The organism is Stenotrophomonas sp. SMYL86 (assembly GCF_036320025.1).
GTDB classification, from domain to species: Bacteria; Pseudomonadota; Gammaproteobacteria; order Xanthomonadales; family Xanthomonadaceae; genus Stenotrophomonas; species Stenotrophomonas maltophilia_A.
This window is the reverse complement of the sequence record NZ_JAWIRU010000012.1, coordinates 141,410-152,930: the sequence shown is the minus strand read 5'-3', so window position 1 is coordinate 152,930 and position 11,521 is coordinate 141,410. Positions and strand designations below refer to the sequence as shown.

Here is an 11,521-nt window from a genome sequence, read left to right as displayed (position 1 = left end):
CGGCAACCTCATGAACTTCGGTGGCATTGCCAGGTTGCCGGCCAGCGGCCGGCACTACCGTGTTTCGATCGCCGGCGGCTTGCCATAGAACCGCCGCAGCTGCGCGGCCACCTCCGGCAACGCCTGCTGCAGCAGATCCGGCGCGGAGAAGTGGTACTCGCTGGTCACCGCGAAGAACTCTTCCGGCGCTTCGGCCGCATACGGATCGATCAACGTCTCTTCGCCGGCATCCACCCGCACGCAGAAGGCATCGTAAGCCTGCTGGAACGTGGCCGCCCACTCGCGCTGCCATGCGCGCGGCAGCGGCGGCGTGCCGTCCATCGCACCATCCAGTGCATCCAGCTTGTGCACCATCTCGTGCACCGCCACGCAGTAGCCCTCGTGCGGCGCCGCCAGGTCGGCCTGCACATCGGCCCAGGACAGGATCAACGGACCGCTGTCCCACGATTCGCCAATCAGTTCGTCATCCCACTCGTGCAGCACGCCGGCCGCATCCATGTGGCTGCGGTGCACGCGGAACGCATCCGGGTAGACGATCAGCTGCGACCAGCCTTCCAGTCCTACCTCGCCGAATTCCAGCAGCGGCAGGCAGCACAGCGCGGCCAGCAGCACACCATCGCCGGCCTGCAATTGCAGGTCACCAATCGGGGTAATGGTCTTCTCATGCAGGAAGCGCGTGGTCAGCACACGCAGGCGTGCGCGGCGTTCGTCGTCCAGTCCGTGCAGCCAGGCCGCGCGGCGGCAGGCGTCATCCCAAAGTGCATCGTCGATCGGCCGCGGCGCAGGCCGCAGCCACTGCAGCAACGACTTGATCAGCGGAACATTCCCGGCAGGTAGCTGTGCCACTTCGGCGCGCGGATGCGCGGCAGCATGTCGTCGTCGCTGCCACCGCCACCGGTGGTGGTGCTGGCCGCCGGGCGTACCGGTGCCGCCTTGGTGCTGGTGGCCGATGCGCTGGCGGTGGGCGCGCGCTGCGAGGCGGCATCGCCATTGGAGGACACGCAGGCCCCACGGCTGTCGTCCAGCGCTGCCGTCGCAGACGCCGCGAAGGGCATCGTCAGCAGGATCAGGCAATGGGCGTAACGGCGCATTGACGACATCCACGTTAAGGGAGGGTGAGTTCCCGATTCTAGCCCGAACCCGGCGCCCCGTTGGAAGCCCCCGCGAAACCCAGCGTGGCGGGCGTCGCTGGCGGCTTTCCCGCATAATTCCTTCCTGACTTCGTGGAAGCTGCCGTGGACGATCGCCAATTGCTGGCCAAACTCGCTGCCGGTCGCCTGTCCGGCGACGCCCTGGCCCGTGAGCTGGGTCAGACCCGGGCGGCCATTTGGAAGCGTATTCAAGGACTTAGGGCCGCCGGTGTGGACATCGAGGGCCGTGCTGGCGAAGGCTATGGCCTGACCCGCCCGGTCGACCTGCTGGACCCGGACGCGATCCGCGCCTGCCTGCCTGCCGACGTTCAGGCCCTGCTGCACGACCTGCAGGTGGCCTGGACGGTGGACTCGACGAACGCTGAATTGCTGCGTTGCAGCGCGCCACAGCGCGGGGTGAGCGTTCTGCTGGCCGAACGCCAGACCGGTGGCCGTGGCCGTCGTGGGCGTGCCTGGGCCTCGCCGCTCGCCGCGCATATCTACCTGTCGGTGCTGCGCCTGTATTCCGGTGGCCTTGGCCGCCTCGCCGGGCTGAGCCTGGTGGCGGGCATCGCCGTGGCCGAAGCGCTGCACGATCTGGGCTACACCCAGGCCCAGCTGAAGTGGCCGAATGACCTCATCGTCGATGGCCGTCGCAAGCTGGTCGGCCTGCTGGCTGAGGGCGGTGGCGAATACGCCGGCCCGGCGCGCGCGGTGATCGGCATCGGCATCAACACGCATATGCCACCGTCGTTCGCCGAGCAGATCACCCAGCCGTGGGTGGACCTGGACACGCTGGCCGGCAAGCCGGTGGACCGCAACGTGGTTGTCGCCGCGGTGCTGACGCGCCTGCTGCCGGCGCTGGAAGAATTCGATCGCGAAGGACTGGCCCCGTTCCTGCCGCGCTACGCCGCGTTCGACATGCTGGCCGGCCGCGAAGTGCGCGTGGAACTGGACGGGCAGTGGCAGCACGGCACCGCACTTGGCCTGGCTGACGACGGCGCGCTGCGCGTGCGCATCGATGGCCAGGAACGCCTGCTGCACGCCGGCGAAGTCAGCGTGAGGGCGGCATGAGCGATTGGTTGTTCGACCTGGGCAACTCGCGCTTCAAGTTCGCGCCGTTGCAGGGTGACCGCGCCGGCGACGTACAGGCCTGGGCGCACGGCGCCGAAGGCATGGCCGGACAGCCGCCGCACAGCCTGCCCAGCGGCACCACCGCGTTCGTGGCCAGCGTGGCCGCACCGTCGCTGACCAGCGCCATGCTGGACCAGCTGCAGCGCCGCTTCGAACACGTGCATGTGGTGCGCACCAGCGCCGAATGCGCGGGCGTGCGCATTGCCTATGCCAAGCCGGAAAAGTTCGGCGTCGACCGCTTCCTGGCCCTGCTGGCCGCCGCCAAAGCGCAGCGCCCGGTGCTGGTGGTCGGCGTGGGCACCGCACTGACGATTGATCTGCTCGACGCCAATGGCCAGCATCACGGCGGGCGCATTTCCGCATCGCCCACCACCATGCGCGAAGCGCTGCACGCGCGTGCCGTGCAGCTGCCGGCCACCGGAGGTGACTACAGCGAGTTCGCCAACGACACTGCCGATGCGCTGGCCTCCGGCTGCGATGGCGCCGCCGTAGCGCTGATCGAACGCAGCGCACAGCAGGCGCATGCATTGCTGGGCGTGGCACCGTCACTGCTGGTGCACGGTGGTGGCGCACCGGCGCTGATGCCGTTGCTGCCCGGCGCCGACTACCACCCCTCGCTGGTGCTGGATGGCCTCGCCCGCTGGGCGGTGCACCAGCCCGCAGGCTAGTATCCGCGCATGCTGACCCGTGCCCTGATCGTCGTACTGGCCATCCTCAATCTTGGCGTCGCCTGCTGGTGGCTGCTGCGCGATGCACCGCAACCGCCCGCGCCGCCGCCGCAACCGGCCGGCGTGGCCGAGCTGCGGTGGGTGCCCGGTGGCGTGGATGCCGCTGCGGCCGCCGAGGCCACTGCCGCCGCCCCGACCGCGCCGCTGGTGGAACGCGAACCGGCCGCGAAGACGGCTGTGGCTGCGACGCCTGCACCGGCCAAGCCGGCCAAGCCGGAAATTGCCAAGCCACAGGTGGCTGAGGCTACGCCGGTTGCTGCCGCTGCCAAGCCGGTAACACCGCCTGCACCGGCTCCGGCGCCGGAAAAACCCGTAACCCCGCCCGTGGCTGCCGAGCCGCCGCGCTGCATCGCGCTGGGCCCGTTCGCCGACCGCGCTGCTGCGACCAGTGCGCAAGGCAAGGCCGGTACTGTGCTCAGCCAGGTGCGCCTGCGCGAACAGCCTGCTGCCAGCGGCAGCGCCCGTTTCCGGGTGATGCTGCCGGCTGCCGCCAACCGCGAAGAAGCCCAGGCCACGGTGAAGCGTATCGTCGCCGCCGGCCTGAGCGACTACTACATCATCAGCCAGGGCGAGGACATCAACGCCGTGGCGCTGGGCCAGTACCGCAACCGCGAAGGCGCCGAGCGCCGCATGGCCGCCGTGCAGGCCGCCGGCTTCCAGCCGCGTCTGGTCGCCAGCGGCGACGCCGGCCAGTGGTGGCTGGAAGGGCAGCTGGCGGCGGGCACGCAGCCGGCCCAGGCCCAGCAGCGCAGCGGCGCGGCACAGAGCCGGTCGCTGGAATGCACACGGTTGCGCTAGAATCCCCGGACCGAGGCGCTGCCGCCGGTGCGCCACCCATGCCGCTTTAGCTCAGTTGGTAGAGCAACTGTCTTGTAAACAGTAGGTCATCCGTTCGATTCGGATAAGCGGCACCATCTTCGATCCCTTGGCATCCGCACATGTCCACGGGGAACAATCAACCCGCTGAAATGGCGGGTTTTTTGTGCGTTGCCGTTCCGGAAAGAATGCGGGTCTGCAGGCGTGTTCAACGCGACCTCGTAAGACCCCTTCTGAGTTGGTTGCAACGCTGGAGCATACGTTCGCCAGACTGTTCATTCATTCGAATGCGGCCATCGGCGAGAAGGGGATAGGTCTCGAGACGGACACGATAGGCTGCTTGCGAAGACAGCTGCACTGCAGCGTCGTCCGTGCCGATGGCGGCTCCAGGCAGCGAATCCTCTCGAACAACGCCATTTACCTGAAGCTGTGCGCAGAGTCCGGCGTAGTAGGCGATGCGTTCATCAAGCGCCTGAGGGTGCCTTGTGGCATGGCCTAGCGCATGGAATGTCTCGTGTGCGACCAGATCGACAAGGTTTGCAACAGTCCGTCCGCGGTCGTCATGTATCGAAGCCGCAAGTGCCAATGTCTTCCCACCCGAGAACGATCCCAAAGTACGCGACTGTATCGTCGCGGCGGTATCCGTTGGCGCGAGAAGAATCCGGTATCTGTTCGCGTTTGCTTCTATCCATGATTCGGAGAACTTCGCTGCTGCATCAATGCGCATGCAGGTATCGGCAACGTCAACCGGTGATCCAGCAGCCATCAAGAGCAGGATTTCGTGCTGGGTGTTGGGGCAGTGAAACGATTCCAGAGCGGGCAGGTCCTTGCGCCCTGGAACAATGGAGAGAGACCGGAAGTAGCGGAATGGCCCCAGAGGCGTGGACACCAGCTCGGTATAGCCATCCGGAGGGATGTCTTGTGGCAATCCAATCGTTGTGGCGCAGCCTGCCAGGATGGAGGCGGCGAATGCGACGAGTACGACTCCTTTCATCGCTTCTCCCAAAGGTGCGGGTGCTCAAGGTACACCCGCATCTCCTGTTGTTTACTACATCAGACCCTCACGCGCGCCGTCGCCGATATCGTCTTTCTCTTCTCCATCCACGCGAACGCGCTCGGCGGCGTGGTACAGCTTCGGCAGCGACAACAGGCCAACAGCGGCGCGATCCCTGCGCGACCATGAGCATCCATTCATACAGAAGCGCGATCGGGTGAAAAGTCCAGGCCTGGATCGGCAGTGCTCCATACAGCTTTCAAACTAATTGTATGGACCGGTGAGATTGATGCGGACAGGATCGTCTCTAGGCAATCAAAGCCCACCTATCTGCCTCAACAAGCACAACCGCATTGACGTGACTGTCGATTCGAGGGGTGCTCCAACGACCTTTATGCTCATTGCTGGTAGCCCAGCGTAACAGCGTGCGTAAGGTCCCACCATCGCCCCGACCAGGACCGTCCCTTGAAGCACGCAGCAGGTACATTGAACAGTGGCCGAAGCCGATGAGCTTCTTGGCGCGCCTCCTGATGCACGGGTTGGCATGCTTGGCGCTCCCAGTAGCCTTCGCTCAAGGCTACAGCTTCTGGGTAACGTGGATCGCCCCGCCCGTGGCGCGCGGTATTGCACTGGGTTTGGCAATGGAGCTGATTTTCTACTTCTTTGTTGTCCTCAACGTCTTCATGATTCTCTCTGGTAGCAGGAAGATCCGTTGCGGTCTGGCCGGCGCGGTGGTCGCAGCAATCCTTCTCTACCTGCTGCCGCAACACCCTATCCGTGGGCCTGGAATTGCCTTGCTCTGTGGCGGCCTGTGTTTGCTGGCGATTGCGTTGACGGATCCACTCGAGACCCTGCTGCGCAAGCTGCGACCCTCCGCGGAAGGTGATCCGTGACTGTCATTCTCACCGGATCCGTCCCTTTGTCCAAACACTCGCGATAAGCCGCGTCTCTCTGACGCATTGGATTGGCTGCCCCGTCTATCGCCGCCGCGCAGCAATGCAGGTCGCGACAATCCCCACCTATCCCGACTAAACACACCCGGCGCGATTCGGGAACACAATGAGCAGAGGTCACGATGAGCTGCATCGACGACATCGAGCGTGAGGTCGACAAGATCGAACTCAATAGCGCAAAAGGCCGGCCAGTCATCAGGCTTGGGCTGATTGCCACGCTCTACTTTCGACATGGCCACCAGCCTGCGGTCAGAAAGAAGATAGCGGCCTGCTTCAGCGAGTTCCATGCGGAGTTCGGTGGCGTCCTTCGCGCGATCGTATATCGGCGTCGTGGTCGGTTGACGCCCGAGAAATTGCACGGCGCGCTGGAGCGATTCAGCGCGGAGGGGGAAGGTCGTGAGCTCAACATCAACAGTGCGAGGTCGGTGCATGAAGCGGAATCGCATTGCCTGCAGGTGCTGACAGAGCGAGAAGTATGTGAGTCCGTCAGCCGCTCATACATCAAAATGACAATGCCTTGGCAGATGCTGAAGAGCCAGGATGATGTTGATCGCTTTCAGGCATGGGTGATGCGACTAGCCGACCGCGTCGATGCTGAGCATGGCTATGCCGGTCTGTCTCCTGTGCTGCCTTACGACTTCGACAGTTGTTCACACCTGGAGTATGCGATCGCGCGGACGTATCCGGGCCTGGAGGCCGATACGCACGCCTATGCAGCTTCGCTCAAGCTGGCCGGCTTCATCAAAGGGATCAACTGGCTCACCCTCGTGAGTCGCGCTCTGCTGGAGAGGTTGGGCGGATTGGATCTGGTTCGAACCGATCTTTCGTCGCACGAAGGCATCCAATGCCTGGAGTATGCCGGTGGATTGGCGATCAGGGCGGGTGCGCGGCCCGAGCTTGGCTCAGAGACTGAGCCGCCTGTGAGATACGTAACTGTCAATCGGGTGATGAGGCCATTGCGCTCGCCGGACCAAGACGAACTGCAATCCTACTCTTTCGATGGCGAGGACCGTGACAAGGACCCATCAAGTCGCTGGTACGCAAGGTTTGACCAGAATTGATACGGGAAGCGCCCACCATTGATTCGGTGGGATAGTCAGTCTAGAGGCCTGCGCGGCGACGCACCCTGCAAGAAGGTAGGGTGCGCCGGGCATGATGAGCGCAGCGGCTTCGCTACCGCGCTATCTGCAGGACTCGGGCCACTGGCTCGCTACCTTCAACCGAAGCGCTTTGCAATGCTGTATCAGCTCAGGCTCGGAAGAATCTCTGCGTCGCACCTTCAGCTCCTTTGCAAGCTCCTTGGCACCGACTACCTCATGCGGAGAAATCCTTGCCACGCATCCGCGATAGTGCGCAACGAAATCATCGCATTCTGCGATGCCGTTCATTCCATCCGCGACGGTGGACAAGGTCTGATAGGGCCAATCCTCGACCGCCATCCAGGCCTCTTTGAGTACTGTTCCGATATCTTCTCCAACCTGGGCTTGAGGCAGCACGCCGTTCATGCGATTGCTCTGCCAGGTAGCATCATCCGGTGCCATCAGCAGCCGTGTGATGCCGTGAACTTCTCGGAACGGCCCATCACGCAGCGTGGTGAGATACTTTGGCCAGAAGGTTTCGCCGATCGAATCCTCATCATTGAAGATCGCTGCGTCGAAGAGGCTCTGCAGAGGCGTCACATCAGCGACATTGCAACTGAAGCTGACATCAGCGATACGATAGCCATCGGAAATGCGGTGCCAAACGTTGCTGTGCGTAGCACGACATTGCGTGTTGCGAAAGACCGTTGCGATAAACGCATCGGTGGACTCGGCAACGCTTCCGTTGTTCTTTGCCGAGGAGAAGTGTTGCAGTGGGAAGTGGGGGCTCGCTACCGGAAACACCTTGGACATGAATTCCTTGTTCTCACTCATGCTACGGAGCGTTATCAGAGAGGCGTCGACGTCCGAGACCAGCTGCTTCCTGGCAGCTTGGTCATCCTCCATGATAGTGCGCGCGTAGAGGTCAAAGGTCTGCTCGGCCGTCAGCGGGGCCGGGCCTGCATTTGCGAGAGTCGGGGTGAGCATCAGGATCGAGGTCAAAACATGGCGGGATGAGATCATCATTGGACAGCTCAAATTCTCGGGAAGTGCAGGCAGACGCAGTGGGCGAAACGATATCGAAGTCGGCTACGCCTGTAGCGTCGGAGCAGCATTGCGGAGCGAAGGCAGCGTAACGGCTACCTGGACGGGGGTTTGAACATGAGACGTTCACTTGTCCCAACGGGTGGCTCGACACGCGGCTGGGCATGATTTTCCATCGCACGCATCGCTCCAAGTGGCTCTGATATGCCGTCCAAGCGCTCGGCAGTCCTCCGTCAGCTCGTCCTCAGGGAGCTGCTTCTTCAGACGATTCAAGTGCTTTGCCAAGTCAGTGGCGCCTGTCAGTTCCTGCGGTGCAAGCAGTGCAGCGCATTGGCGATAGCCGTCCACCAGCTCATCACACTCTCTTATGAGCGTACGTTGATTGAGATAGGAGAGGCGTTCTGTAGAGTCGCTGATGTATGTCGTACTCCATGCGCGATCCAGGAGCCTGCCCATCTCGGCCGCGATCTGGTCGTCAAATACTCTGCCAAAGCGAACCCCGCTGTACGGCTCGCTGCGCCACATGGTGCTCCCGGGCGCGGCTACCAGTCTGGCCGTACCATGCGCCTGCCGGAAAGGACCGTTTTCCAGCAACGTCGTATATGCCGACCAGAAGCGATTGGAAGTGCTTTCCTGTTCGGTGATGAATGCTGCATCGTAAAGATTGCGCAACCGCTTGATGTCCGGAACCTTGCAACTGAAGCGGACATCGGCAACGCGATAGCCGGTTTCGATCCGATGCCAGATCTGGCTGCTTACTGCTCGGCATTGGCTGTTGCGCAGGACGGCTGCAGTCCACGCGTTCCTTGCCTCTTCAGCGTTGCCATCGCGCTCGAATGCATGATCCGGCATGGACCTGATCAGCTCGCTGGCGAGTATCTCGCTTGGATATGGAAGCTTGAGGTCCTGTCCACGGGCACTAAGCTCGCGTAGAGCGTCCTCATCATCCTCCAGTGCAGCACGTGCGTACAGGTCAAACGTCGCTTCAGGAGTGGGGGAGCTGGGGCTGCCCGCAGCAGGCAATGCAAAAAGCGCTAAGCAACAGATGAGAATTCGCATAGAGACTGGACGTTGGCGAAGGATCGGAGCGTGATCCGATGGTTCTTGACTGTCTATGCAACTATTCCGAAATAGCACTGGTTCGGGCAGGGCGCAGTCGTGAAAGCAGGGATTCACCACCATGCGACAGCGTGCTGCTCACCGTGGTCCGGCTACCGGCCAACTGTGTCACCCTGCGGTGACGAGCATTGGCGAGGCGGTGCACTGGCCAATGCTATCCTTGGCTGCCTGCTCACGTGGCGTACCGGTTCACGGGCGTCCACACGTTGTTTCTCGATATCGTCGGCGCAATGCTGGTGCCTTCGCATCACACCTTCGCGCCCTGTAACTTCAGCTGGTCGATCCTCGTTTGCGGCTCTCATTGGATGCTGCCCGCGACCCACTAGAAGCGCTTTCGCTTGTTCCTCTGGGTAAAGTCGAAGTTGATGAACAACAATTCAAATGGTGCAGGTAGCCACAAGTCTGGGCGGGCTGCACGAGGCGTCTGGATTTGCCTGGTTGCGTTGCTTCTATTGCTGTTTGCCAGCTGGCTGATGGTGCGGCAGATGGCTTCCGATGCCGGGAAAGAGCTGCGCAGCGCCGACAGCCAGAATGGCAGCTGCGTGCTCAAGACCTATACGCGGCGCTACAGTGCCATCGGACTCGCGGGGCGTATCGCATCGCCGTTCGGCAGCAGCTATTACTACCGGGTCTATAGCCGTGACGGACAGTTGTTGGCCACCTCGGAGTAGACACTATGGGAGCGCGAGTTTGGGGATATGGATGCCCACTGGATCAATCGAACTGCGATGTATCCCGGCCAAGACGGCTGGGCGGGTTGGAGGTTGGCGCAATGCGACTGATGAGAACGCAGGGTATTGCGTGTTTGTGTGAGGTGATCAGAGCGAGTAAACGCTGATCCCGGCAACGCGTTCTCGCTTTCGTTCTTGCCAAGTTCTCCAGCTTGGCGTGCGGCCAGCGATCTGAATTTTCCTGCGGGCTGCTGTTGCGGTGGAATTGTCCACCAATCTTCTGAGGAGCGTGGATTTTAGGCTACGGCCAGTAGCGTAGGAAGTTAACTTGTCTGCTGGCTAGAGGCGACAAGGGTTCACAGCAGCGCGATATCGAGAAGGCCAGGGAGATTGCGCGTGCCCTGTGAGCATCGAACTGGCTGTAGGCGAAATGACTCAATACTGAAGTACCGGAGCTGTCCCATCATGGCCATCAAGAGAAAAGTCGAACTCAAGTCATTTGATGTGGCCGAGCATCTTCGGACGCCGGAGGAGATGGCGGCTTATCTCGACGCCTGCATCGAAGAAAGCGACGGTGATTCTGCATTTATCGCCAAGGCGCTCGGCGATATCGCTCGCGCTCAGGGCATGAGCAAGGTTGCGCGTGCGGCGGGCCTGTCGCGCGAGAGTCTGTATCGCGCACTGTCGGGCGAGCGCAGCCCGGATTTCGCGACCATCCTGAAGGTGACCCGGGCCCTGGGTGTGCGATTGCACGCCAGCGCTGTGTAAAGCATCAGGGCATTTCGCTCAAGCTCGGCGATCTCAGAAAGTCCGGCGCGAACAGGTTCAATCAAACCGGATGATGCGGATCAAGCCTCTTGTCGACGATCCGTCTCCGAAGGCGGCCAATGTGCCACAGGGGAACGTCTCCTTCGCACCTTCGTAATTGATGAATGAGATCGTGCAGTGTATCCGCGTGCCGGGACGGATTCGGGTGATGGCTCTGTCATTCAAGACGAAGCTATACCACATGAGTTCAGGACTCATGGAACGCGCCATGGGGCGTGCGGTGGACGCGATCATCTCGGCAACAGCGCCGCCACGCGAATCCACTTCGTCCAGCCGCAGCTCAACGAGGACAGGTTTCAGGTTTGGGTAGGGTGTGCTCATTCCAGCAGCGGGTCTGCCTGATTCGTTAGCCGGGGTTGCGACGCGTTGTACCTGCACGTTGGGGATCTCAGCATTCCCCATTACTGAGCCCCGCCCACCTGCAACGCCACATACTCCGCCAACCCCCGACAGGCCAATATCAGCCCTTCGCGCGTGCCATCGCCGATATCGTCTTTCTCTTCCCCGTCTACGCGCACGCGCTCAGCGGCGTGATACAGCTCCAGCAGCGACACCAGGCCAACCGCAGCGCGGTCCCGGCGTGCGGCGGCCACTGCCTGGCCGGGTGTGCTGGCGGGCCCCGTCCACGGCTGTCCGTCGGCGGCATCACCGGCGCGGATGCGCTGCAGGCAGCCGGGCAGATTGATCGGCGCGGGTGCCTCGTTCGCAGCGGCGAAGGCCGCTTCCAACGGCTGCGCCAGTTCCGGCGGCAGGCGCAGGGCGGCCTCGCCCAGGGTTGCGGTCAGGTAGGGGTGATGGGCGTTGGACATGCGGGCATCCTCGTCAGGAACAGAGGTGCCGCCACGATAGGGTGGCGGGCGATGCGTGGCTTCCAAGACCGGGTCAACGAATCGGCGGGCACGAGGCCCCCACGCACCGCCCGCCGTCGATCGGCTAACGGATTGCCAGCCGGCGCCGCACCTGGATGGACGACGCCGGCTGGCAAGCGTATACATCGTTGACAACTCGGGCTTGGAAGTCCCGAC

15 protein-coding genes and 1 tRNA gene are annotated in these 11,521 nt (G+C 62.6%); 8 read left to right on the top strand and 8 right to left on the bottom strand.

Translation table 11 applies throughout. The features are described from left to right. Window positions 1-54: 54 nt before the first annotated feature. Window positions 55-846: a M90 family metallopeptidase gene (locus V3B64_RS14420; RefSeq protein ID WP_285301397.1), complete on the bottom strand. Its 792-nt coding sequence runs from the start codon at window positions 844-846 to the stop codon at window positions 55-57. After that, window positions 813-1,091, bottom strand: a complete 279-nt coding sequence (locus V3B64_RS14415; protein ID WP_121505121.1) for a hypothetical protein — start codon at window positions 1,089-1,091, stop codon at window positions 813-815. Before V3B64_RS14415 ends, V3B64_RS14420 begins: the two co-directional genes overlap by 34 nt. A gap of 144 nt (window positions 1,092-1,235) precedes the next feature. Between V3B64_RS14415 and birA the strand changes: the two genes are divergently transcribed. The 4 genes from birA to V3B64_RS14395 all read left to right on the top strand — a co-directional run bounded on the left by birA (window position 1,236) and on the right by V3B64_RS14395 (window position 3,906). Next, a complete protein-coding gene (birA, locus tag V3B64_RS14410; protein WP_121505122.1) occupies window positions 1,236-2,204 on the top strand; it encodes a bifunctional biotin--[acetyl-CoA-carboxylase] ligase/biotin operon repressor BirA in 969 nt (322 codons plus the stop codon). Next, entirely contained in the window at window positions 2,201-2,932 is a 732-nt protein-coding gene (locus V3B64_RS14405; protein WP_012509777.1) for a type III pantothenate kinase, read from the top strand. The genes birA and V3B64_RS14405 overlap by 4 nt, the downstream gene beginning before the upstream one ends. A gap of 9 nt (window positions 2,933-2,941) precedes the next feature. Then, entirely contained in the window at window positions 2,942-3,790 is an 849-nt protein-coding gene (locus V3B64_RS14400; protein WP_121505123.1) for an SPOR domain-containing protein, read from the top strand. Window positions 3,791-3,830: 40 nt separating this feature from the next. Further along, window positions 3,831-3,906, top strand: a tRNA-Thr gene (locus tag V3B64_RS14395). Between the two features lie 110 nt (window positions 3,907-4,016). Here V3B64_RS14395 and V3B64_RS14390 read toward each other — a convergent pair. Together V3B64_RS14390 and V3B64_RS14385 are read right to left on the bottom strand one after the other, a co-directional pair. Next, window positions 4,017-4,802 (bottom strand): hypothetical protein, encoded by a 786-nt coding sequence (locus V3B64_RS14390; protein ID WP_147427890.1) that lies wholly within the window; start codon window positions 4,800-4,802, stop codon window positions 4,017-4,019. Between the two features lie 54 nt (window positions 4,803-4,856). Continuing rightward, window positions 4,857-5,003: a hypothetical protein gene (locus V3B64_RS14385; RefSeq protein ID WP_183080244.1), complete on the bottom strand. Its 147-nt coding sequence runs from the start codon at window positions 5,001-5,003 to the stop codon at window positions 4,857-4,859. A 440-nt stretch (window positions 5,004-5,443) separates the two neighbouring features. On the opposite strand from V3B64_RS14385, the gene V3B64_RS14380 reads away from it, so the two are divergent. Next, window positions 5,444-5,695: a hypothetical protein gene (locus tag V3B64_RS14380; protein ID WP_329914317.1), complete on the top strand. Its 252-nt coding sequence runs from the start codon at window positions 5,444-5,446 to the stop codon at window positions 5,693-5,695. A 182-nt stretch (window positions 5,696-5,877) separates the two neighbouring features. Further along, window positions 5,878-6,816 (top strand): type VI immunity family protein, encoded by a 939-nt coding sequence (locus tag V3B64_RS14375; RefSeq protein WP_121505126.1) that lies wholly within the window; start codon window positions 5,878-5,880, stop codon window positions 6,814-6,816. 120 nt (window positions 6,817-6,936) lie between these two features. Here the strand turns inward: V3B64_RS14375 and V3B64_RS14370 are convergent, their stop codons facing one another. Together V3B64_RS14370 and V3B64_RS14365 are read right to left on the bottom strand one after the other, a co-directional pair. Next, a complete protein-coding gene (locus V3B64_RS14370) occupies window positions 6,937-7,860 on the bottom strand; it encodes a hypothetical protein (protein WP_121505127.1) in 924 nt (307 codons plus the stop codon). Window positions 7,861-8,004: 144 nt separating this feature from the next. Next, window positions 8,005-8,937 carry a hypothetical protein gene (locus V3B64_RS14365; RefSeq protein WP_329914316.1) on the bottom strand — a complete coding sequence of 311 codons (933 nt, stop codon included), beginning with the start codon at window positions 8,935-8,937 and terminating at the stop codon, window positions 8,005-8,007. Window positions 8,938-9,362: 425 nt separating this feature from the next. Here V3B64_RS14365 and V3B64_RS14360 point away from each other — a divergent pair, with 425 nt between their 5' ends. Then, entirely contained in the window at window positions 9,363-9,668 is a 306-nt protein-coding gene (locus V3B64_RS14360) for a hypothetical protein (RefSeq protein ID WP_147427892.1), read from the top strand. Between the two features lie 465 nt (window positions 9,669-10,133). Next, on the top strand, window positions 10,134-10,436 hold the full coding sequence (locus V3B64_RS14355) for an addiction module antidote protein (RefSeq protein ID WP_049431463.1): 303 nt from the start codon (window positions 10,134-10,136) through the stop codon (window positions 10,434-10,436). A 57-nt stretch (window positions 10,437-10,493) separates the two neighbouring features. On the opposite strand, the gene V3B64_RS14350 is transcribed toward V3B64_RS14355, so the two are convergent. Together V3B64_RS14350 and V3B64_RS14345 are read right to left on the bottom strand one after the other, a co-directional pair. Continuing rightward, window positions 10,494-10,817, bottom strand: coding sequence for a hypothetical protein (locus V3B64_RS14350; RefSeq protein WP_121505131.1), 324 nt, complete (start codon window positions 10,815-10,817; stop codon window positions 10,494-10,496). An 80-nt stretch (window positions 10,818-10,897) separates the two neighbouring features. Then, on the bottom strand, window positions 10,898-11,305 hold the full coding sequence (locus tag V3B64_RS14345; protein ID WP_121505132.1) for a hypothetical protein: 408 nt from the start codon (window positions 11,303-11,305) through the stop codon (window positions 10,898-10,900). Between the last annotated feature and the right edge of the window lie 216 nt (window positions 11,306-11,521).

What these genes read in the sequence shown, in the direction of transcription:
- V3B64_RS14355 (WP_049431463.1), top strand. Translation starts at nt 10,134, where the DNA reads ATGGCCATCAAGAGAAAAGTCGAACTCAAGTCATTTGATGTGGCCGAG.
- V3B64_RS14365 (WP_329914316.1), bottom strand. Translation starts at nt 8,937, where the DNA reads ATGCGAATTCTCATCTGTTGCTTAGCGCTTTTTGCATTGCCTGCTGCG.
- V3B64_RS14375 (WP_121505126.1), top strand. Translation starts at nt 5,878, where the DNA reads ATGAGCTGCATCGACGACATCGAGCGTGAGGTCGACAAGATCGAACTC.
- V3B64_RS14370 (WP_121505127.1), bottom strand. Translation starts at nt 7,860, where the DNA reads ATGATGATCTCATCCCGCCATGTTTTGACCTCGATCCTGATGCTCACC.
- V3B64_RS14380 (WP_329914317.1), top strand. Translation starts at nt 5,444, where the DNA reads ATGGAGCTGATTTTCTACTTCTTTGTTGTCCTCAACGTCTTCATGATT.
- V3B64_RS14415 (WP_121505121.1), bottom strand. Translation starts at nt 1,091, where the DNA reads ATGCGCCGTTACGCCCATTGCCTGATCCTGCTGACGATGCCCTTCGCG.
- V3B64_RS14360 (WP_147427892.1), top strand. Translation starts at nt 9,363, where the DNA reads ATGAACAACAATTCAAATGGTGCAGGTAGCCACAAGTCTGGGCGGGCT.
- V3B64_RS14345 (WP_121505132.1), bottom strand. Translation starts at nt 11,305, where the DNA reads ATGTCCAACGCCCATCACCCCTACCTGACCGCAACCCTGGGCGAGGCC.
- V3B64_RS14405 (WP_012509777.1), top strand. Translation starts at nt 2,201, where the DNA reads ATGAGCGATTGGTTGTTCGACCTGGGCAACTCGCGCTTCAAGTTCGCG.
- V3B64_RS14385 (WP_183080244.1), bottom strand. Translation starts at nt 5,003, where the DNA reads ATGAATGGATGCTCATGGTCGCGCAGGGATCGCGCCGCTGTTGGCCTG.
- V3B64_RS14390 (WP_147427890.1), bottom strand. Translation starts at nt 4,802, where the DNA reads ATGAAAGGAGTCGTACTCGTCGCATTCGCCGCCTCCATCCTGGCAGGC.
- V3B64_RS14350 (WP_121505131.1), bottom strand. Translation starts at nt 10,817, where the DNA reads ATGAGCACACCCTACCCAAACCTGAAACCTGTCCTCGTTGAGCTGCGG.
- V3B64_RS14400 (WP_121505123.1), top strand. Translation starts at nt 2,942, where the DNA reads ATGCTGACCCGTGCCCTGATCGTCGTACTGGCCATCCTCAATCTTGGC.